Below are 19224 nucleotides of genomic sequence, written 5' to 3' on the forward strand. Positions count from 1 at the left end.
CCGCGCTAAGTCGACCCCCCGCGGCCGGGGGGGGGGGGGGGGCGGGGGGGGGGCAGTTGGGGCTCCGCGGGGGGGGCGCCCCCCGGTTGTGGCGGCGCCCCCCCGCCGGCGCACTTGGGGGATGGGGTCAGTAGCGCGAGACGCCGCGGCGGCGCCCCACACCGGCCACCAGGGCCACGCCGATGGCGGCGAACAGGACCTGCAGCAGCAGCTCCCGCCAGTCGATGCCGGCCGTGTCGGCGAAGCCCGACGCCCGGGCGACGATCGTGCCCAGCAGCGCGGCGCCGACGCCGATCAGCATGTGCAGCCACATCGGCATGTTCTGGCGGCCCGGGACGACCAGGCGGCCCAGAGCGCCGACGATCAGACCAACGATGAGCGCGGTGATGATGCCCCAAACGGTGAGCTCCACGGTCGCCCTCCTTCTTCTGAATGAGTCACACGATGTCGTGTGGTTCCTGTCGTGACCGCTAAGTTCCCGACCCGCCGAAAATCCAAACCGACTCCGGTGACGAATTGCTCGCAACGGCTCTGAGCTGGCATTTCCTGGCCGGATCCGGGCGCGGGGAAAGGGTTTTGCCGACCCTTGGCGGCTGACCGCGTTCAATGCCCGAACGCCAGCGGGCGCCCGACCTGTCGGTCGGGCGCCCGCTGAGGCGCTTGGCGAGGTGCGTCAGTAGCGCGAGACGCTGCGGCGGCGACCCACGCCGGCCACCAGGGCCACGGCGATGGCGGCCAGCACGACCTGGACCAGCAGCTCCATCCAGTCGATGCCGGAGGTCTCGGTGGCGATGCCCATGGCGCGGGCCAGGACGGTGCCCAGCAGCGCGGCGCCGACGCCGATCAGCATGTGCAGCCACATCGGCATGTTCTGGCGGCCCGGCACGACCAGGCGGCCCAGCGCGCCCACGATCAGACCAACGACGAGCGCGGTGATGATGCCCCAGACGGTGAGGTCCACGGTCTTCTCCTTCTAAGAAGTTTCACACGGTCTGTGTGGTTCCTGTCGTGACCGCTAAGTTCCCGACCCGCCAAAAAACGAAACCGGCCCACCCTCGGGCCGCCGCGCGCCGTTTCGCGCCCCCCACGGTGATCGCGCAGGTGGGAGCGGTCCCGGGCCGCCCGCCCGGAAGAAAAAAATCTCCGGGTACGCGGAACGGCCGGCCCCCCGCCCGTGCGGGGAGCCGGCCGTCGTCGGCGCGGAGGCGTTACTTCTTGCCGGCGGCCTTGCCGTCGCCGGAGTCCGAGGAGAGCGCGGCGATGAAGGCCTCCTGGGGAACCTCGACCCGGCCCACCATCTTCATCCGCTTCTTGCCCTCCTTCTGCTTCTCCAGCAGCTTGCGCTTCCGGCTGATGTCACCGCCGTAGCACTTGGCGAGCACGTCCTTGCGGATGGCGCGGATGGTCTCCCGGGCGATCACCCGGCTGCCGATGGCCGCCTGGATGGGCACCTCGAACTGCTGGCGCGGGATCAGCGTGCGCAGCTTCGCCGCGATCGTCGTGCCGTAGTTGTACGCCTTGTCCTTGTGCACGATCGCGCTGAACGCGTCCACCGGCTCGCCGTGCAGCAGGATGTCGACCTTGACCAGGTCGGACGCCTGCTCGCCGGAGGGCTCGTAGTCCAGCGACGCGTAGCCCTTGGTGCGGCTCTTGAGCTGGTCGAAGAAGTCGAAGATGATCTCGGCCAGCGGCAGGGTGTAGCGCAGCTCCACCCGGTCGGCGGAGAGGTAGTCCATGCCCATCAGGCTGCCCCGGCGGCCCTGGCACAGCTCCATCACCGCGCCGACGTAGTCGTTCGGGGTGAGCACGGTGGCCCGCACCGTCGGCTCGTACACCTCGGCGATCTTGCCGGTCGGGTACTCGCTCGGGTTGGTCACCACGATCTCCTCGCCGTCCTCCTGCATGGCGCGGTAGACCACGTTCGGCGCGGTGGAGATGAGGTCGAGGTTGAACTCCCGCTCCAGCCGCTCGCGGATGATCTCCAGGTGCAGCAGGCCGAGGAAGCCGCAGCGGAAGCCGAAGCCGAGCGCGCCCGAGGTCTCCGGCTCGTAGACCAGGGCGGCGTCGTTGAGCTTGAGCTTGTCCAGCGCCTCACGGAGGTTCGGGTAGTCGGACCCGTCGATCGGGTAGAGGCCGGAGTAGACCATCGGCTTCGGGTCCTTGTAGCCGCCGAGGGCCTCCTTCGCCGGGTTGGCGTTGATGGTGACCGTGTCACCGACCCGGGACTGGCGGACATCCTTCACGCCGGTGATCAGGTAGCCCACCTCGCCGACGCCGAGCGCGTCGGCCTTCACCATCTCCGGGGAGATGACGCCGATCTCCAGCAGCTCGTGGACGGCGCCCGTGGACATCATCTTGATCCGGTCCCGGGCGCTGATCAGCCCGTCGATCACCCGGACGTAGGTGACCACGCCGCGGTAGACGTCGTAGACCGAGTCGAAGATCATGGCGCGGGCCGGGGCGTCGGCCTTGCCGACCGGCGGCACGAACTGCCGGACGATCTCGTCGAGCAGGTGCGGCACGCCCTCACCGGTCTTGCCGGAGACCCGGATGCAGTCCGCCGGGTCGCCGCCGATCAGGTGGGCCAGCTCCTCGGCGTACTTCTCCGGCTGGGCGGCCGGCAGGTCGATCTTGTTGAGCACCGGGATGATGTGCAGGTCGTTCTCGAGCGCCAGGTAGAGGTTGGCCAGCGTCTGCGCCTCGATGCCCTGGGCGGCGTCGACCAGCAGGATGGCGCCCTCGCAGGCCGCCAGCGACCGGGACACCTCGTAGGTGAAGTCCACGTGGCCCGGGGTGTCGATCATGTTGAGCACGGCGGACTCGCCCGCCCGGTCACCCTCCCGGATGGTCCACGGCATCCGGACGGCCTGGCTCTTGATGGTGATGCCGCGCTCGCGCTCGATGTCCATCCGGTCGAGATACTGGGCGCGCATCTGCCGGGGGTCGACCACGCCGGTGAGCTGCAGCATCCGGTCGGCCAGGGTCGACTTCCCGTGGTCGATGTGAGCGATGATGCAGAAGTTCCGGATGCGCGCCGGGTCGGTGGCACCAGGAGCGTTCGCGCCGGGATCGAGCGTCGGTGGCACAGCGGTCCGTTCTGGTCGGCTGACGTGAGCGGGCCGGCGCGCCGCCGGCCCCCTCTATGCTCCCACGTCGCCCGGGGCGCGCCGGTGCTCCCCCGGCACTCCTCCGGCGTCACTCCTCCGGCGTCACTCCTCGGGCGGCTCGACGAAGAGCGCGGCGAGCTTCGGCAGGTGGCGTCGCGCCTCGTCCTCGTCGTCGAAGTCCCAGAAGTCGTTCAGGTCCGGCGCCCGGACCGGCTCGCGGTCCGCCGGCAGGTCGGCCGCGGTGGCCTTCCGGTACGCCTCCCACGGCACCGCCAGCATGTCCTCGCACTCGAACTCCTCGCCGCTGAGCGCGGCGGCCCGGACCTGCGGCAGCTCCGCGAGGGAGTCCGGCTCGGCGACCGCCCGGGCGAACACGGCCCGGCCCTGGGTCATCAGCCAGCCCCGGAAGTGTTCGAAGCCGTCGTCCGAGGCGCCGCCGTTGATCAGGTACGCCGCGCCCCACAGGTCGACCTTGTACGACGCGGCGAGCACCCGCTGCTGGTGGTGGGCGTACCCGACGATCTCCTCCGGGTCCCGCTCGGCCAGCAGGGCGACCGCGCGGGCGGCGACCGCCGCGGGCTCGCCCCCGCCCCCGGCCCGGGCGCTGTCGATCAACTGCCAGAACTCGTCGGTCCTCATGGCCTCGCAGTCTGGCAGAGCGCACCGACGTCCCGGTGCGGCAACATGGGCGGGTGCCCGCCATGTCCCTGCCCCCGGTGCCGTACGACGCCACGGCCGACCGGCCGGACTGGGCCGAACTGCCGGCCGGGCTGCGTGCCGCGCTGGCCGCCCGGCTCGGCGGCACCCCGGTGACGGTCCGCCCGGCCGGGGCGGGCTTCACCCGCGGCTTCGCCGCCGTGCTCGCCGGCCCGTCCGGCGAGCCGGTCTTCGTCAAGGCGGCGGCCCTGGCCGCACAGCGGCACCTGGTCGACTGGTACGCCCACGAGGCCGCCGTCCTGGCCCGGCTGCCCGCCGGCCTGCCCGTCCCCCGCCCGCGCTGGGCGCTCACCGAGGCCGGCTGGTACGCGCTCGCCCTGGACGCGGTCGACGGGCACACCCCCCGGCTGCCCTGGGACCCGACGGAGCTGGACGCCACCCTCACCGCGTACGCCGAGGTGGCCACCGCGCTCGCCGCGCCGCCCGCGGACCTCGTCGCGCTCCGGCTGCCGCGCCTCGCCGACCTGGCCCGCGACGACATCCTCTGGTGGGGCGAGGTGGCCGCCGGCCGGGAACCCGCGCCGGCGCTGCCGCCCTGGGCCCCGCTGCCCGGGCTGGTCGCGCTGGAGTCCCGCCTCCCGGGGTACGCCGACGCCGCCCCCGGCCTGGCCCACTGCGACCTGCGGGTGGACAACGTGCTGCTGGACGCCGCCGGCCGGGCGTGGATCTGCGACTGGAACTGGCTCTGCCACGGGCCGGCCTGGTTCGACCTGGTCAGCCTGCTGATCACCGCACACGCCAGCGGCCTCGACGCGGACGCCGCCTTCGCCGGCCACCCGGCCGCCGCGGGCGCCCCGACCGACGCGCTGGACGTGACCCTCGCCGCACTCGCCGGCTACTTCCTCACCGGCGCCGCCGCCGGCCCGTCCACCGCCTCGCCGCACATCCGCGCACACCAACGCTGGAGCGGCGAGCAGGCGCTGTCCTGGCTCGGCGCCCGCCAGGGCTGGACGTGAGCGTGTTCCCAACCAGGGTGCCGGGCCGGGTTGAGCAGGGCGGACGCCCCGGGGCACCGGAGGCGTTTTGGCTCGCCGCCGGGCGACCTGGTAACCTGGCTTTTCGCGCGGCGATGACGCATGTCCGTCGTGCACGAAAGCAGACCAACCCGAGCTATCAAGACGAGGCTGTCGCGTGGCGAACATCAAGTCCCAGATCAAGCGCAACCGGCAGAACGAGAAGCGCCGGCTGCGTAACAAGTCGGTCAAGTCGTCGCTGAAGACCGCCATCCGGAAGTTCAACGAGGCTGCCGAGGCGGGCGACACCGAGAAGGCCACCACCCTGATGCGTGAGGCCACCCGCAAGCTGGACAAGGCTGCCAGCAAGGGTGTCATCCACGCCAACCAGGCGGCCAACCGGAAGTCGGCGATCGCCCAGCGCGTCGCCTCGTTCTCGGCCTGACCAGCGCCTTAGACCTGACCGGAAGCCCCGGGGGACCTCCCCCGGGGCTTCCGGCCGTCTGCGTTCCCCCAGCCGACCGACCCTCGGTCATCCACCGCCGGCCGACCCGGTTGATCATGAAGTTATTGCCCTGCGCCTCGGCGTGTCGCGACAATAACTTCATGATCAACACCCCGAATCGGCGCAGACGCCGGCGCGGCGGTGGGCCGTCGGGGGCGGGTCAGCGGTACGGGTTGTGGTGGGTTGGCCGGGGATCGCCCTTGCCGGGTGGGTCGGTGGGGTGGGTTGCCCGGAGCGTCGGGTCGCCGGCCAGAGTCACTCCGCCCGGCAGGGCCCGGGCTGTGGACGGCACGCTCGCCCGCCCGACGACCGGCTCCATCTGCCGGCGGAAGCGGTCCCGCTCCTGCTCCGGCACCTGCGCCGCGCCGCGGATCACGATCTCGGCGACCAGGTCGTTGAGCTTCACCATGGCCGCCACGGCCGCCGGCAGCACCAGCACGGCCCACCAGGTGACCAGCTCGGCGAGGGCGAGCAGCACGGCCAGCGCCACGGCGCCCTCGAAGAAGAGGAAGCAGAGCACGCCGCCCGGGTTGACGAAACGCAGCCCGAGGACCCGGGCGTAGAGCGGCCGGTACCGCTCCTCGTCCGCCGGGACCGTCGACCACGTTCGGGTCACCGGCCGCCACCCTGCCGCGCCGCGGCCACCGAGAACACCGCCCGCTCCAGCGCGTACGCCCGGTCGTCGGCACCGCCCTTGACCGCGGCGTTGCACTCGGCGGCCGCCCGCATGGCCTCCACGAGGCCCTCCGGCGTCCAGCCCCGGCCCTGCCGCTGGGCCCGCTCGATCTTCCACGCCGGCATGCCCAGGCTGCTCGCCAGCTGGTAGGGGCTGCCCCGCCCCGCCGAGGCGACCCGGGCCACGGTCCGCACGCCGTCGGCGAGCGCGTCGGCGATCGGCACCGGGTCGACACCGACGTGCAGCGCCCAGCGCAGCGCCTCCAGCGCCCCCGGCACGTCGCCGACCATCGTCGCGTCGGCCACGGTGAAGCCGGTCACCTCGACCCGCCCCCGGTAGTAGCGGGACACCGTGTCCGCCCCGATCCGCCCGTCGGTGTCGGCGACGAGCTGGGAGCAGGCGGCGGCCAGCTCACGCAGGTCGGCGCCGACGGCCGCGATCAGCGTCTCGGCCGCGTCCTCGGTGCACTTTCCGCCGAGGCGGCGGATCTCGTCCCGGACGAACGCGACCCGCTCCCGGTGGCCCTTGAGCTTCGCCGCCGGCACCACTGTCGCGCCCGCTGCCCGCAGCCCGTCGGCGAACGCCTTGCCCTTGGCCCCGCCCAGGTGCAGCACCACGAGCTGCACCTCCGGGTCGGGGTTCTTCGCGTACCCGAGCAGGGCGGTGACCAGGTCCTTGCGGGCGTCCTGGCCGGAGCGGAGCACGAGCACCCGGTGCCCGCCGAACAGCGACGGGCTGAGCATCTCGGCGATCTCCCCCACCGCCAGCGAGCCGGCCTGGTATTCCCGCACGTCCACATCCGGGTCGACGCTGCGGGCCCGGGCGACGGCTTCGGAGACGGCTCGCGTGGCGAGCAGCTCCTCGTCGCCGAGAACGAGCAGAATAGGGGGCAGGCTGGCGGGGGTCACGTCGCCCATATTCGCACGGCCCCCGACCGGATCGTGCCTGCTCATCGAGGACTGTGACGGCAGAGCCCGCAGTCAGCGCAAATCCCGACATTCGAGTCGATCTACCAGCTATACCAACAAGCTCCCTCGATCGCCCGGGAGGTTTCCCGAACCGGTCTCACGGCCGCCGCCCCGGACCAATTCCCCGGGCCACCACCGCCAGCCCGGCGGCGCTGTGGACGGCGGCGACGTCGCCGTCGGTGTCGGTGCGCAGCACCCGTGCGCCGGCCCGGGTGAGCCGGTCCAGCAGGCCCGGGTTGGGGTGCCCGTAGTCGTTGCCGGCGCCCACGCAGACCAGCGCGACCGCCGGGCGGACCGCGGCCAGGAACTCCGGATCCTGGTACGCGGACCCGTGGTGGGCGACCTTCAGCACGTCGGCCCGGATCGCGGCGGTCGGCACCGCCTCCAGCAGCGCCCGTTGCTCCTCGGTCTCGGCGTCGCCGGGCAGCAGGATCCGCACCCCGTGCACCGTGGCGGCCAGCACCAGCGAGTTGTTGTTCGGGTCCGACCGGCTGCCGCGCAGCGGGTACGGCGGCCCGACGGCCACCAGCTCGACCGCCCCGGCCCGCCAACGCCAGCCCGCCGGCACCGGCGCCAGCACGCTCCCGCCCCGGCGCGCTGCGTCGCGTACCTGGGCGACCCCGTAGGGCGGCTCGGTCCACTGCGGGGTGGCCACCGCCGCGACCCGCCGGCCGCGGAACACCCCGGCGATCCCGCCCACGTGGTCGGCGTGGAAGTGGCTGACCACCAGCAGCGACACCTCGCGTACGCCGAGCCGGCGCAGGCACCCGTCCACCCCGGACGGATCCGGGCCGGCGTCGATCACCACCGCCCGACCGGCGTCGACCGGCAGCACCACGGCGTCCCCCTGTCCCACCGCGCACGCCACGATCACCCAGCCCGGCGGTGGCCAACCGGCGGCGAGCAGCCGGACGGGCAGCGTGCCGAGCACCACCGCGACCACGACGACCGCGACCAGCCGCCGCACCACGGGACGCCGCACGGCCACCAGCAGCGCCACGCTGACGGCGGCCAGCAGCACGGCGCCGGTCACCCCGCCCGGCCAGGGCAGCGTCCCGGCGGGCATCCCGGCGCCCTGCGCGGCCACCAGCACGAGCCAGCGCGCCGGCCAACTCGCCAGCCAGGCGGCGAACTCGGCGCCGGCCGGCCAGACCGGCGACAGCACCGCCGCCGTCACGCCCAGCACGGTGGCGGGCGCCACCACCGGCACGGCCAGCAGGTTCGCCGGCACCGCGACGAGGCTCACCGTCCCCGAGATCCCCGCGATCACCGGACCGCAGGCGAGCTGCGCGGCCGCCGGCACCGCCAGCGCCTCGGCCAACCCGGGCGGTACGCCCCGCCGGCGCAGCCCGTCCCGCCAGCCGGGGGCGAGCAGCAGGAGCCCACCGGTGGCGCACACCGAGAGCGCGAACCCGGGGTCCCCGGCCAACTCCGGGTCGACGAGCACCAACACGGTGACCGCGGCGGCCAGGGCGGGCAGCGCGGCCCGGGACCGCCCGGTGGCGAGCGCGGCCAACCCGATCGCTCCCATCGCCGCGGCCCGGACCACGCTCGGCGAGGGCCGGACCAGGATCACGAACCCGACCAGGGCGAGTACGCACAGCGCGGCAGCCGTCCGCGGCCCGGCCCGGGCCCAGCGGGCGAGCAGCAGCACCGCCCCGACGACGATGGCCACGTTGGACCCGGACACCGCGTTGAGATGGGTCATGCCGGTGGCCCGGAAGTCCTCCTCCACCTCCGGCGGCAGCCGGCTGGTGTCCCCCACCACGAGGCCGGGCAGCAGCCCACCCGGCGCGTCGGGAAGCGGCGCGCAGGCCCGTTGCAGCCCCGTGCGGAGTGTGCCCGCCGCCCGCTGCGCCCACGGGGCGGCACCGTGCCGGCTCGGCGGCCCGGTGGCCGACAGCACCGCCGCCGTCAGGTCCCCGCCGCGCGGGGCCGACAGCCGACCCCGAGCGGTCGCCCGCTGCCCCGGCAGCAGCGTGCGCCAGGCCGGATCGGTCGCCAGCACCAGGCCGCGCACCGTGCCGGTGACCTGGCGGCCGGTGGGGTCGGTGAGCCGGCTCAGGTCGGCGCGCACCAACAGGGTGGCGGGGCGGCCGGCGGCGCCCCGGATCGGGCGGGGGTCGTCGCGGACCACCAGGTCGGCGGTGACCAGGGTCCGGTCGGCGAGGAGCGCCCGCACAGGGCCGGCGTCGCGGACCGCGACGCGGGCGGCGGTGGCGGTCGCGCCGCAGACCACCCCGAGCAGCACGGCGACCGCGATCCAGCCGTGGCGGCGGACCGGGGCGGCCGGGCGGCCGAGCAGGCCACACAGGTGGGTGGCGGTGAGGAGGGCCAGGACCGCGGCGACGGCGGCCAGGGTGGCGCTCGCCGTCGCGGTGAGGTGCAGGCCGGCCAGCGCGGCGAGCCAGGCGGCCACGGCCAGCCCGGCCAGTCTCAGGTCGGGCACGTCGCCGACCGTCGCGGCGCCGCCTCCGGCCTCCGGTCCGCCTCGACCGCCGAGGTCCCGCTCCGGTTCGGAGATACGCCGGCCGTTCACACCGTCACCAGGTCCTTGAGCTGCTCGTAGCGGGCGTCGCCGATGCCGTCGACCTGGCGCAGGTCCGAGACCGACCGGAAGCCGCCGTGCTGGTCGCGATGGTCGAGGATCCGCTGGGCGAGCACCGGACCCACGCCGGGCAGGGCGTCGAGCTGGGCCAGGGTGGCCGTGTTCAGGTTGACCGGGCCGCCGCCCGGAGCGGCGCCACCGGCGGCGGGTCCACCACCGGCCGCCGGGCCGGCCGGGGCGGCCTGGCCGGGCGCGGCGGCGACGCCGACCAGGATCAGCTCGCCGTCGGTCACCTTGCGGGCCGGGTTGAGCAGGGCGACGTCGACGCCGGGCAGGGCCCCGCCGGCCGCCTCGATGGCGTCGGCCACCCGCGCACCGGCCGGGAGGCGGACCAGGCCGGGGCGGCGGACCTTGCCGGCCAGCGCCACCACCACCTGGCCGGTGGAGGCGGTGGGCGCCGGCGCGGAGGTCTCCGGTGCGCCGGCCGCCGCGACCGGACGGACCGGCTCTGCTTGTGGCCGGGAGCGCCAGGCCCAGACTCCGGCGACCAGCACCACGACGACCGCCACGGCGGCGAGGGCCCGGACACCCCGCCGGCCGGGATCGAAGGCGCCCGGCCCGGGCAGCCGGGACGCCAGAGAAGGCCGCCCGCCGGTCTCGTCGGCAGCGCCCCCAGGTTCGTGCCCGCGTCGACCACCTTCGCCCTCCACCGGCAGGGCCTCGCCGGAAAAGCTTGTCAACGGCCGCCTCCCGCCCGCGTCAGGGTCCGGATTCATCCGGCGCGAATCGGGCGGGCGGCCGGACGGACGCACGGGAACCGAGCCCGCGACCGCCGCGAGTGGCCGAGGATCGGCAGCGAAGGAAGCCTGCGCAGCCCATGGCGGATCAGGGTCGAGATCCCAACCGAGCTGGGAGCCCTCCGCCGGCATGGCGGCACCGGCGGGCGGGGCAAGACCGTCGACCGGCTCGAACAGCCGGGACAGCCGCCGCCGCACCGTCGTCTCCTCGTCGTCTGGCACGGCTGGAAGCTACGGCGCCAACCCGGCCCGGGGCGGACGCCAGCGCTCGCCTGTGGACGACGAACGGCCTTGTGGACGACCCCCCGGACCATCCCCAGCTGTGCTACCCGGGCCCTTGTGGGGCAGGCCGGGACGTCGCGACCGCCCCGGCTCGTTGACAATGGTCGCCATGACGGTCCGATACGCCGAGGTGCTCCGCCCGCTACGAGAGGCGTACGATACGCGCGCGGCATGGCGTGAGGGGCTCACCAAGGAGCCGTGGAAGGTAGCCGAACGGCAGGCGTTCCGTGACCGGCTGGCGGCGGGCGCGCGGCTGCTGGAGATCGGTGCCGGCACCGGACAGGACAGCGCCTGGTTCCAGCGAGAGGGCTTCGGCGTTGTCGCGGCTGACCTCTCGCCGGCGATGGTCGAGCACTGCCGGGCCAAGGGCATCGAGGCCCACGTCATGGACTTCCTGCGGCTGGATTTCCCGGCCAGCTCGTTCGACGCGGTGTTCGCGATGAACTGCCTGCTGCACGTGCCCAACCAGGACCTGCCCGCGGTCCTGGCGGCGATCCGGGCGATCCTGCGCCCCGGCGGGTTGTTCTTCGTCGGCGTGTACGGGGGCACCGAGAGCGCCGAAGGCCCCATCAGCGACGACGAGCACGAGCCGCCGCGCTTCTTCTCATTCCGCACCGACGAGCAACTGCTCACGTTCGCCGCCGCGTCGTTCGACGTCGTGGACTTCCATCCCGTGGACGTCGGCCGCGGTTACCGGTTCCAGTCGCTGACGCTGCGCCGCCCGGACCTGGACTAGCGGGACCGACGACCTGACCGGCGCACCGCCGGGAACCACCTGCTAGCGGGCCGGGGACAGCTCCCGGGCGAAGCGGCGTACGGCGTCGGTGACCGCGGCCGGGTTGTCGAAGTTGGCCAGGTGCGCGGCGGCCGGGATCAGCTCGATCCGGGTGCCGGGGCGAGCCCTGGCGAACTCCCGCTCCCCCGAGCGGAACAGCCGGTCCCGCTCCCCGTTGAGGATGAGCACCGGGGCGCGCACCGCCGCCAGGCTCGACGCGTCGAACCGGCCCAGGACGTCACGCCAGGCGACCGAGAGGGTGTGGAACGCGTACCCGTCGGCGATGGTGGCGTCGACCACCTCGGGCGGGTAGAGGCGGCGCAGCAGCCGGTCATTCCAGCGGGTGAGCCGGGCGGCCGGCAGGCGGGCGACCAGCGACGCCACCAGCCGGTACGGCACGGTCAGCGGGCCGGTGGTGACCAGGCTGGCGCCCATCAGCACCAGCCCGGCCAGCAGGTCCGGGTGCCGGCGGGCGAAGTGCAGCGACACGTACCCGCCGAGGGAGTGCCCCACCACCAGGGCCGGGCCGGCGTCGAGGTCGCGGACCGCCTCCGCCACGATGTCGGCCGCCCGGTCGAGGCTCCAGGGTTCGGCCGCGCGGCGGCCGTGCCCGGGCAGGTCGACGGCCGCTACCGGAAAGTCGGCGGCGAGGGCGGGCAGTTGCGGCTGCCACTGGCCGCTGGCGAAGCGGGTGCCGTGCACCAGGACGATCGCGGGACGATCCACAGTGCCCAGTCTGCCTCCCGGGACCGGAGCCGGCGCGGGCCGCCCCCGTCCACCACCAGGGTCACCACGCCGACCGTGCCTCCGGGTCCGGGCCGAGCGCCGCGCGGCCCCCGTCGACCGGCAGGGTCACCCCGTTGACGAAGGCCGCTCCCGCCGACAGCAGGAAGGCGACCACCTCGGCCACCTCCCCGGTACGCCCGATCCGACCCGCCGGGTGCAGCCGGGCGAGTTCCGCCTCGACCCGGTCCGCCTCGGCCGGGTCCAGGCCGGCCAGGTACGCGGCGTGCCGCTCGGTGTGGATCGAGCCGAGCGCGACCGCGTTGGTGCGGATCCCCCGGCCGCCGTAGTCCACGGCGAGGGCCCGGGTCAGCCCCTCGACGGCCGCCTTGGCGGTGGCGTACGGCAGGGCGCCCGGCACGGCCCGGCGGGCCTGGTGAGAGGAGACGTTGACGATGGCGCCGCCGGTGCCGGCCGCGAGGAACCGGCGTACGGCGGTGCCGGCGCCGACCACGGCGGGGCGCAGGTTGGCGGCGATCAGGTCGAACACCTCCCCGGCCGGCGCGCGGTGCAGGGCGGCGTCCCGGAACACGGCGGCGTTGTTGACCCAGCCGGCGAGCGGGGCGGCCGCCTCGGCGAGGTCGGCGGCCCGCCCGGTGACGTCCTCGTCGGCGGCGTCGCCGGCCACGGCGCGCAGCCGGTCGGCGGCCGGATGCCCGCCCACCCAGTCCAGCGCGGACTCGTCCCGCTCGACGACGACCACCGTGCCACCACCGGCGGCCAGCCGCTCAACGATGGCCCGCCCGACGCCCCGGCCCCCGCCGGTCACCACGTAGGACAGTGCGCTCATCCGGCCACCCGAGTCCCGGCAATCCTGGCGAGTTGCCGTTCGAGAGGAACAGAAACTCGCCGAGATCCGACCATTCGGGGCGCGGCAGCCAGCCGTCTTCCCCGCCAGGTCGGCGAAGGGGCGGCAAGCCAGGGCCGCGGGCTCGCCCACCCCGCCCAGCTCGCGCCGACCCCACCGAGCACGGCGGCGACCATGGCACCGCCCACGCCGACCAGGGCGGCAGCTGCGGCAGCGGACGCGGTCATGGACGGCGGTGGAGGACGACGCAGGCGAGACCGGGGCCGGCGTGCGCGGCGACCACCGCGCCCGCCTCGGAGACGTACGTGTCGTGCAGCCGGTCGCCCAGCCGTTCGGTCAGCGCCGCCAGCAACTGCTCGGCGCGCTGCGGCGCGGCCAGGTGGTGCACCGCGAGGTCGATGTCGGCGTCGCCGGCCGCCTCGACCGCGAGGTCGACCAGGCGGGCCACGCCCCGGCTGGCGGTCCGGACCTTGTCCCGCACCACGATCGCGCCGTCCGGCATGTGCATGATCGGCTTGACCGAGAGGGCGGTGCCGAGCAGCGCCTCGGCGGCGTTGATCCGGCCGCCCCGGCGGAGGAACTCCAGCGTGTCGACGTAGAAGAAGATGGTGGTGCGGTCGACGGCGTCGAGCGCCGCCCGGCGTACCCCGGACAGGTCCGCGCCCTGCGCGGCGGCCGCGGCGGCGGCGAGCACCGGGAAGCCCAGGCCCATGCCGGTGGAGCGGCTGTCGACCACGGTGACCCGGTCGTCGCCGACCTCGGCGGCGGCCAGCCGGGCCGCCTCGACGGTGCCGGAGAGCTCGGCGGAGAGATGCACGGAGACGACCCCGTCGGCGCCGGCGGCGAGCAGCTCCCGGTAGACCTGGGCGAACTGTTCCGGGGCGGGCCGCGAGGTGCTCACCGTGACCCGCCGGCCGCTGAGCGCGCGGGTGGCGTCCTCCGGGAACGTCTCGACGCCTTCCAAACCTTCGGCGCCGTTGAGCACGACGGTCAGCGGGACGACGGTGAGCCGGTGCGCGCGGACCAGCTCGGGTGGCAGGTAGGCGGTGGAGTCGGTGACGACCGCGACGGGCATGCCCGGCACGCTAGCCGATCTCACGGCGGCGCGCCGGGGCCGAACGGCTCAGACCGCGTCGGTGAGCGCGGGCTGGGTGATCAGCCCGACGTTGTGTGCCCGCAGGTGCCAGCCCCGGACGTCGTCGTGACGCAGCTCGGTCCAGTGGCAGTTGGCCAGCGACCCGAGGCTGCGCAGCACCGTGTGGTCCCAGCCGAGCAGGTGGCCGACGCCCTGCCGGGCGCCGCCGCCGTGCGTGGTGACCACCACGGTGCCGCCGGCGGCCAGGTCGGCCGCCTCCTGGAACGCGGCACCGAGCCGCCGGCCCAGGTCGTCGAGGCTTTCGATGCCCGCGCCGGGGTCGGGGTCGCCGGCCCGCCAGCGGGCGTACTCGTCGGGGAAGCGCTCGGCGACCTCGGTGAGGGCGAGGCCCTGCCACTGGCCGAAGTGCCGCTCGCGCAGCCGGGCGTCGGAGCGGACCGGCAGCCCGGTCAGCGCGGCGAGCGCGGCGGCGGTGTCGGCGGCCCGGCGCAGGTCACTGGCGACGATGGCGTCGGGGCGCAGCGCGGCCAGCACGGGGGCGGCCACCCGGGCCTGCTCCCGGCCGAGGTCGTTGAGCGGCACGTCGGTCTGCCCCTGCACCCGGCTGGCGGCGTTCCAGTCGGTGTTGCCGTGCCGCCAGATGATCAGTCGGGTCATTCCGCGGTGGCGGTGCCGGCTGCCGAGTCGGCGAGGTCCCGGTCCACGAACGGGATCTGCGGGCAGTCCTTCCAGAGCCGGTCGAGGGCGTAGAACTCGCGCTCCTCGGTGTGCTGCACGTGGACCACGATGTCGACGTAGTCGAGCAGCACCCAGCGGCCACCCCGCTCGCCCTCGCGGCGGACCGGCTTGGCCTTCTCCGGCAGCTCCAGCAGGCGCTCCTCGATGGCGTCGACGATGGCGAGCACCTGACGCTCGTTCGGAGCGGCGGCCAGCAGGAACGCGTCGGTGATCGCGAGCTGGTCGCCCACGTCGATGATGACGATGTCCTGCGCCTTCTTGTCGGCCGCGGCCTGGGCGGCGGCCATCGCCAGCTCGTGAGCGCGTTCGGAAACTGTCACCGTTCTCCTTCGATCAACCGTGCGACCCTCCAAGCCTCTCACACCCGGGCGGGCGACGACTTGTGAGTTCTGGTCGATTACGCGGACAAAGGCGCACGTTCCGGGCGGATTCAGCGCTGGTAGAGCCGCCGTTTGGCGATGTACTGCACCACACCGTCGGGCACCAGGTACCAGACCGGCTCACCCCGGGCCACCCGCGCCCGGCAGTCGGTCGAGGAGATCGCCATGGCGGGGACCTGCACCAGGCTCACCGTGTCGGCGGGCAGGTGCTTGTCGGTGAGCTCGAAGCCGGGCCGGGTCACCCCGATGAAGTGGGCCAGCTCGAACATCCGGTCCACCTCCTTCCAGGACAGGATGCGTTCGAGGGCGTCGGCGCCGGTGATGAAGAAGAGCTGCACCTTGGGGCCGTACTCGTCGTGCAGGTCCTGGAGGGTGTCGACCGTGTAGGTGGGGCCGCCCCGGTCGATGTCGACCCGGCTGACCTGGAAGCGGGGGTTCGACGCCGTGGCGATCACCGTCATGAGGTAGCGGTCCTCGGCCGAGCTGACCGGTTCGTCAGCCTTCTGCCAGGGCTGCCCGGTGGGAACGAAGACGACCTCGTCCAGGCCGAACCGGTCCGCCACCTCGCTGGCGGCCACCAGGTGCCCGTGGTGGATGGGGTCGAAGGTGCCGCCCATGATCCCGATTCGCCGGATGTCTTCCTCCACCCAGCGATCGTAGGCCGGGGCCCGCCGGTGGTCCGGCGGGGCCGCCGGGCGTCCCACGGACCGCGCCGGGCGGGGGTCACGCCCCGCCCGGCGCGGTCACCGTGGTCAGGCGCCCGCGGCGGCCACCGCGGTCCGCGCGACCAGGGCGCGACGCAGGTCGTCGTCGAGGTCGACGACCCGCCGGCGCAGCCCCGGCGTGAGGTCGTCGCGGGCCAGCAGCGCCGCGGCCAGCTCCCGGGTGGTCTGGGCCACGGCGTAGCGGGGGAAGGCCAGGGTGGCGACGCGGTCCGCCGTCCAGGGGGTACGCAGCCGCGCGGCGGCCGGCATGTCGGTGAAGTAGCGCTCGACGTAGCCGGCGGTCAGCTCGGCCTGCTCCGGCTGCCAGAAGCCCTCGGCGGTCGCCTCCACGAGGCGGTTGGAGAGGTCGGTGTTGCGGGTGACGATCTCCCAGGCGGCCCGCTTGGCGTCGGCGTCGGGCAGCGCCCCGCGGCAGCTCGCGGCCCGCTCGGCCCCGGTGGCGCTGCGGTCGGTGGCCGCCTCGGCGGCGATCTCGGGCTCGCCGGCCGCACCGAGCACCACGAGGCGGTGCAGCAGCGCCCAGCGCAGGTCGGCGTCGACCGCCAGCCCGGCCGGCACGCCCTCGCCGGCCAGCCAGCCCGCGAGCAGCCCGGTGTCGGTGGTCGCGCCGATCAGCCCCCGGGCCGCGGCGAGTTGCAGCGAGCCGCCGGCCGGGGCGCCGGCCAGCAGGGTGGCGCAGGCCCCGGCGACGCGGAGCAGGGCCGCGTCGCGGGCCAGCGGGTCGAGGTAGCGGTCGACCAGGTTGCGGCTGAGGCTGAGCACATCCTCCGCGATGATCACCTCGGTCTCGGCCGGCAGCGCCGCCTCGATCAGCGCGACCACCGAGGTCACCGGTCGCTCGCCGTCGGTGGCCGCGTCCAGCGCCTCGCCCCAGAGCAGCGCCCGGGACAGCGGGTCGGCCAGCCCCGGGAGCACCATGGGCACCGCGTCCGCCGAGGCGGGGTCGAGCCGGATCTTGGCGAAGGTCAGGTCACCGGCGTTGGGCAGCAGCAGGCCGGTGGCGGGCTGCCCGACCAGCTCGGCCAGCACGGTGCGGCCCCGCTCGGCGGCCGGATCGAGGTCGACCTCGAAGCGGCGCACCGGGGCGTCGGGGGCGTGCCGGGCCACGCCGATGCGGTGCGGGCGCAGCACCGGGTGGGTCTCCGGCGCGGTCTGCACCACCGCCGCCTCGCTCCACCGGCCGTCGGCGTCGACCGCGGTCTCCATCCGCAACGTGTTGACCTGCGGACGGCGCAGCCAGCGCTCGGCCCAGTCGGCCAGGTCGCGCCCGCTGGCGGCGCTGAGGCTCTCCAGCAGGTCGGCGAGGGTGGCGTTGCCGAACCGGTGCTTGGCGAAGTGCGCGTTCAGGCCGGCCAGGAACGGCTCGTCGCCCACCCAGGCCACCAGCTGGCGCAGCACGCTGGCGCCCTTGGCGTAGGAGATGCCGTCGAAGTTGAGCAGCGCCTGGGCGGCGTCGGCCACCTCCTCCGGGGCCACCGGGTGGGTGGAGGGGCGCTGGTCGGCCGCGTAGCCCCAGGCCTTGCGGCGCATGGCGAAGGTCGTCCACGCCCCGGTGAAGCGGGTGGCCTCGGCCGTGACCCGGGTGCCCAGGTATTCCGCGAAGGACTCGTTGAGCCAGAGGTCGTCCCACCAGCGCATGGTGACCAGGTCGCCGAACCACATGTGCGCCATCTCGTGCGCGATGGTGGTGGCCCGCAGCTCCCGCTGGCTGTCGGTCACGGCCGAGCGGAAGATGTAGTCGTCGCGCAGGGTCACCAGGCCCGGGTTCTCCATGGCGCCGGCGTTGAACTCGGGGACGAACGCCTGGTCGTACTTGCCGAACGGGTAGCGCTCGGCGAAGAGCTGGTGGAACCGGTCGAGGCACTGCTTCGTGACGGTGAAGATCTCGTCGGCGTCGGCGTCCAGGTGCGCGCCGAGGGACCTGCGGCAGTAGACGGCGAGCGGGATGCCGTCGTGCTCGTCCTGCCGGACGTGCCAGGGGCCGGCGATCAGCGTGACGAAGTACGTCGCCAGCGGCGCGGTGGGCGCGAACTCCCAGCGCCCCGGCGCCGGCCGGTCGGCGACCTGGCCGTTGGCGGCCACCGTCCACTCCGGCGGCGCGGTCACCGCGAGGGTCACCGGGGCCTTGAGGTCGGGCTGGTCGAACGCGGCGAAGATGCGCTGCACGTCGTCGAGAAAGGACATGGCGTAGAGGTAGGTCTCGCCGTCGGCCGGGTCGACGAACCGGTGCATCCCCTCGCCGGTGTTCGAGTAGGCCATCTCGGCGCCGACGGTCAGCGTGTTGGTCGCGGCCAGCCCGGTCAGCGGCAGGCGGTTGTCGTCGAGCAGGGCCGGGTCGAGGTCCCGGTCGTTGAGGCGTGCCCCGAGCAGTCGCAGGGGTTTGACCTCGGCGAAGGTCTCGGTGCCGGGGGTCGCCCGGAACCGGATGGTGACGGTGGAGCGGAACCGCTCGGCGTCGCCGGTCAGGTCGAGGTCCACGTGGTAGGACTCGACGGTAATCGACGCGCCACGCGCGGTCGCCTCTACACGGGTCAGGCTCGGCATCCGCTTATCCTGCCCGATGGGGTCCGAGCGGGCTCCCCCGATACGCGTGGCGATGGAGGAACAACGATGGGTCAGCACCCCAAGGGCGATTTCGACCTGTCTCGGGCGGTCTGGCAGCGGGCCGAGGGCGACACGTCCGAGAGTGCGGTCGAGGTGGCCTTCGTCGGCGACCTGATCGGGATGCGGAACTCGGCCGAGCCGGACGGGCCGGTGCTGGTGTTCACCCAGGACGAGTGGGACGCCTTCGTGGCGGGCGCCCAGGACGGCGAGTTCGACCTGGACTGAGCCCGCGCGCTCAGTCACCGTCGCCCCAGCCGAGCCCGCCGGGGCCGGGCGCGTGGTGGAAGCCCGGGTGGCCCGCCACGTCCGCGCAGCGCTCGCCGTCGGGCCCGACCGCCCCGCAGAACAGCCGCTCGGCGCGGTGCCAGGCGTCGGCCGGGGAGAGCGCCGCCGCGCCGAGCACCAGCTCCGGGCGGAGCAGGCCGAGCGCCTCCGCGTAGGCGACCGCCAGCTCCCGCGCCGTGCCCGGGTCGGCCGCCTCGAAGCCGAGGTGCACGGTGAAGTGCCGGGGTGGCCGGGCCGTGGCACGCCGCGGCGGCCCGACCAGCGGCTCCTCCCGGTCGCCGGGCCGCAGCCCGGTCACCGCCCGCCGGTGCCGCCGGTGGATTGCCCTGTTGTCCCGCATCCGTCCTCCCCCGTCGCCGGTGGCCGCCCCGCCGGGAGTCCCGCCGGCGGGTGCGGGGCCGGCCGCCGCCGGCCCCGTTCCGAAGCGAACCAGCTTTTCCGCGTCCTGGGAGGGGCCAGCGTGCGCGCTCGCCGCCG

The 19224-nt window shown here is 74.6% G+C and carries 20 protein-coding genes; 4 read left to right on the plus strand and 16 right to left on the minus strand.

Annotated features, from left to right (window positions below):
- Positions 1 to 127: 127 nt before the first annotated feature.
- The 4 genes from ABZ452_RS30845 to ABZ452_RS30860 all read right to left on the minus strand — a co-directional run bounded on the left by ABZ452_RS30845 (position 128) and on the right by ABZ452_RS30860 (position 3746).
- Entirely contained in the window at positions 128 to 412 is a 285-nt protein-coding gene (locus ABZ452_RS30845; RefSeq protein ID WP_091269914.1) for a GlsB/YeaQ/YmgE family stress response membrane protein, read from the minus strand.
- A 261-nt stretch (positions 413 to 673) separates the two neighbouring features.
- Positions 674 to 961, minus strand: a complete 288-nt coding sequence (locus tag ABZ452_RS30850) for a GlsB/YeaQ/YmgE family stress response membrane protein (protein WP_357950471.1) — start codon at positions 959 to 961, stop codon at positions 674 to 676.
- A 247-nt stretch (positions 962 to 1208) separates the two neighbouring features.
- The gene (lepA, locus tag ABZ452_RS30855; protein ID WP_357950474.1) at positions 1209 to 3086 is read right to left on the minus strand and encodes a translation elongation factor 4; all 1878 of its coding nucleotides are present in this window, start codon (positions 3084 to 3086) and stop codon (positions 1209 to 1211) included.
- A 123-nt stretch (positions 3087 to 3209) separates the two neighbouring features.
- On the minus strand, positions 3210 to 3746 hold the full coding sequence (locus ABZ452_RS30860; protein ID WP_357950477.1) for a DUF4240 domain-containing protein: 537 nt from the start codon (positions 3744 to 3746) through the stop codon (positions 3210 to 3212).
- A gap of 62 nt (positions 3747 to 3808) precedes the next feature.
- On the opposite strand from ABZ452_RS30860, the gene ABZ452_RS30865 reads away from it, so the two are divergent.
- A complete protein-coding gene (locus ABZ452_RS30865; RefSeq protein WP_357950610.1) occupies positions 3809 to 4780 on the plus strand; it encodes an aminoglycoside phosphotransferase family protein in 972 nt (323 codons plus the stop codon).
- A 175-nt stretch (positions 4781 to 4955) separates the two neighbouring features.
- On the plus strand, positions 4956 to 5222 hold the full coding sequence (gene rpsT / locus ABZ452_RS30870) for a 30S ribosomal protein S20 (RefSeq protein ID WP_151464914.1): 267 nt from the start codon (positions 4956 to 4958) through the stop codon (positions 5220 to 5222).
- Positions 5223 to 5442: 220 nt separating this feature from the next.
- On the opposite strand, the gene ABZ452_RS30875 is transcribed toward rpsT, so the two are convergent.
- From ABZ452_RS30875 to ABZ452_RS30890, 4 genes are all read right to left on the minus strand, one after another.
- Positions 5443 to 5898 (minus strand): hypothetical protein, encoded by a 456-nt coding sequence (locus ABZ452_RS30875; RefSeq protein ID WP_357950479.1) that lies wholly within the window; start codon positions 5896 to 5898, stop codon positions 5443 to 5445.
- The gene (holA, locus tag ABZ452_RS30880; RefSeq protein WP_357950482.1) at positions 5895 to 6875 is read right to left on the minus strand and encodes a DNA polymerase III subunit delta; all 981 of its coding nucleotides are present in this window, start codon (positions 6873 to 6875) and stop codon (positions 5895 to 5897) included. The genes ABZ452_RS30875 and holA overlap by 4 nt, the downstream gene beginning before the upstream one ends.
- 148 nt (positions 6876 to 7023) lie before the next feature.
- Positions 7024 to 9375 carry a ComEC/Rec2 family competence protein gene (locus ABZ452_RS30885; RefSeq protein ID WP_357950484.1) on the minus strand — a complete coding sequence of 784 codons (2352 nt, stop codon included), beginning with the start codon at positions 9373 to 9375 and terminating at the stop codon, positions 7024 to 7026.
- 86 nt (positions 9376 to 9461) lie between these two features.
- Positions 9462 to 10250 (minus strand): ComEA family DNA-binding protein, encoded by a 789-nt coding sequence (locus tag ABZ452_RS30890; protein WP_357950487.1) that lies wholly within the window; start codon positions 10248 to 10250, stop codon positions 9462 to 9464.
- Between the two features lie 403 nt (positions 10251 to 10653).
- Here ABZ452_RS30890 and ABZ452_RS30895 point away from each other — a divergent pair, with 403 nt between their 5' ends.
- Positions 10654 to 11289 (plus strand): class I SAM-dependent methyltransferase, encoded by a 636-nt coding sequence (locus ABZ452_RS30895; protein ID WP_357950490.1) that lies wholly within the window; start codon positions 10654 to 10656, stop codon positions 11287 to 11289.
- Between the two features lie 42 nt (positions 11290 to 11331).
- Here ABZ452_RS30895 and ABZ452_RS30900 read toward each other — a convergent pair whose 3' ends face one another.
- From ABZ452_RS30900 to pepN, 7 genes are all read right to left on the minus strand, one after another.
- On the minus strand, positions 11332 to 12054 hold the full coding sequence (locus ABZ452_RS30900; RefSeq protein ID WP_357950492.1) for an alpha/beta fold hydrolase: 723 nt from the start codon (positions 12052 to 12054) through the stop codon (positions 11332 to 11334).
- A 61-nt stretch (positions 12055 to 12115) separates the two neighbouring features.
- The gene (locus ABZ452_RS30905) at positions 12116 to 12901 is read right to left on the minus strand and encodes an SDR family oxidoreductase (RefSeq protein WP_357950495.1); all 786 of its coding nucleotides are present in this window, start codon (positions 12899 to 12901) and stop codon (positions 12116 to 12118) included.
- 241 nt (positions 12902 to 13142) lie between these two features.
- On the minus strand, positions 13143 to 13994 hold the full coding sequence (locus ABZ452_RS30910) for a DegV family protein (protein ID WP_357950498.1): 852 nt from the start codon (positions 13992 to 13994) through the stop codon (positions 13143 to 13145).
- A 48-nt stretch (positions 13995 to 14042) separates the two neighbouring features.
- Positions 14043 to 14672 carry a histidine phosphatase family protein gene (locus ABZ452_RS30915; protein ID WP_357950500.1) on the minus strand — a complete coding sequence of 210 codons (630 nt, stop codon included), beginning with the start codon at positions 14670 to 14672 and terminating at the stop codon, positions 14043 to 14045.
- Positions 14669 to 15073: a ribosome silencing factor gene (rsfS, locus tag ABZ452_RS30920; protein WP_030503099.1), complete on the minus strand. Its 405-nt coding sequence runs from the start codon at positions 15071 to 15073 to the stop codon at positions 14669 to 14671. Before rsfS ends, ABZ452_RS30915 begins: the two co-directional genes overlap by 4 nt.
- Positions 15074 to 15183: 110 nt before the next feature.
- Positions 15184 to 15780 carry a nicotinate-nucleotide adenylyltransferase gene (gene nadD, locus ABZ452_RS30925; RefSeq protein ID WP_357950504.1) on the minus strand — a complete coding sequence of 199 codons (597 nt, stop codon included), beginning with the start codon at positions 15778 to 15780 and terminating at the stop codon, positions 15184 to 15186.
- A gap of 105 nt (positions 15781 to 15885) precedes the next feature.
- Entirely contained in the window at positions 15886 to 18402 is a 2517-nt protein-coding gene (gene pepN / locus ABZ452_RS30930) for an aminopeptidase N (RefSeq protein WP_357950507.1), read from the minus strand.
- 66 nt (positions 18403 to 18468) lie between these two features.
- Between pepN and ABZ452_RS30935 the strand changes: the two genes are divergently transcribed.
- The gene (locus tag ABZ452_RS30935; RefSeq protein ID WP_357950510.1) at positions 18469 to 18687 is read left to right on the plus strand and encodes a DUF397 domain-containing protein; all 219 of its coding nucleotides are present in this window, start codon (positions 18469 to 18471) and stop codon (positions 18685 to 18687) included.
- A gap of 10 nt (positions 18688 to 18697) precedes the next feature.
- Here ABZ452_RS30935 and ABZ452_RS30940 read toward each other — a convergent pair whose 3' ends face one another.
- Positions 18698 to 19087 (minus strand): hypothetical protein, encoded by a 390-nt coding sequence (locus tag ABZ452_RS30940; protein ID WP_357950513.1) that lies wholly within the window; start codon positions 19085 to 19087, stop codon positions 18698 to 18700.
- Positions 19088 to 19224: the final 137 nt, after the last annotated feature.

It is taken from the genome of Micromonospora sp. NPDC005707 (assembly GCF_040631005.1).
GTDB lineage: Bacteria > Actinomycetota > Actinomycetes > Mycobacteriales > Micromonosporaceae > Micromonospora.

Bases quoted from the DNA above. Each gene is read 5' to 3' on its own strand.
- ABZ452_RS30860 (WP_357950477.1), bottom strand. From the start codon at position 3,746: ATGAGGACCGACGAGTTCTGGCAGTTGATCGACAGCGCCCGGGCCGGG.
- ABZ452_RS30915 (WP_357950500.1), bottom strand. From the start codon at position 14,672: ATGACCCGACTGATCATCTGGCGGCACGGCAACACCGACTGGAACGCC.
- pepN (WP_357950507.1), bottom strand. From the start codon at position 18,402: ATGCCGAGCCTGACCCGTGTAGAGGCGACCGCGCGTGGCGCGTCGATT.
- ABZ452_RS30890 (WP_357950487.1), bottom strand. From the start codon at position 10,250: ATGAATCCGGACCCTGACGCGGGCGGGAGGCGGCCGTTGACAAGCTTT.
- ABZ452_RS30865 (WP_357950610.1), top strand. From the start codon at position 3,809: ATGTCCCTGCCCCCGGTGCCGTACGACGCCACGGCCGACCGGCCGGAC.
- ABZ452_RS30905 (WP_357950495.1), bottom strand. From the start codon at position 12,901: ATGAGCGCACTGTCCTACGTGGTGACCGGCGGGGGCCGGGGCGTCGGG.
- holA (WP_357950482.1), bottom strand. From the start codon at position 6,875: ATGGGCGACGTGACCCCCGCCAGCCTGCCCCCTATTCTGCTCGTTCTC.
- ABZ452_RS30895 (WP_357950490.1), top strand. From the start codon at position 10,654: ATGGTCGCCATGACGGTCCGATACGCCGAGGTGCTCCGCCCGCTACGA.
- ABZ452_RS30910 (WP_357950498.1), bottom strand. From the start codon at position 13,994: ATGCCCGTCGCGGTCGTCACCGACTCCACCGCCTACCTGCCACCCGAG.
- ABZ452_RS30940 (WP_357950513.1), bottom strand. From the start codon at position 19,087: ATGCGGGACAACAGGGCAATCCACCGGCGGCACCGGCGGGCGGTGACC.
- ABZ452_RS30935 (WP_357950510.1), top strand. From the start codon at position 18,469: ATGGGTCAGCACCCCAAGGGCGATTTCGACCTGTCTCGGGCGGTCTGG.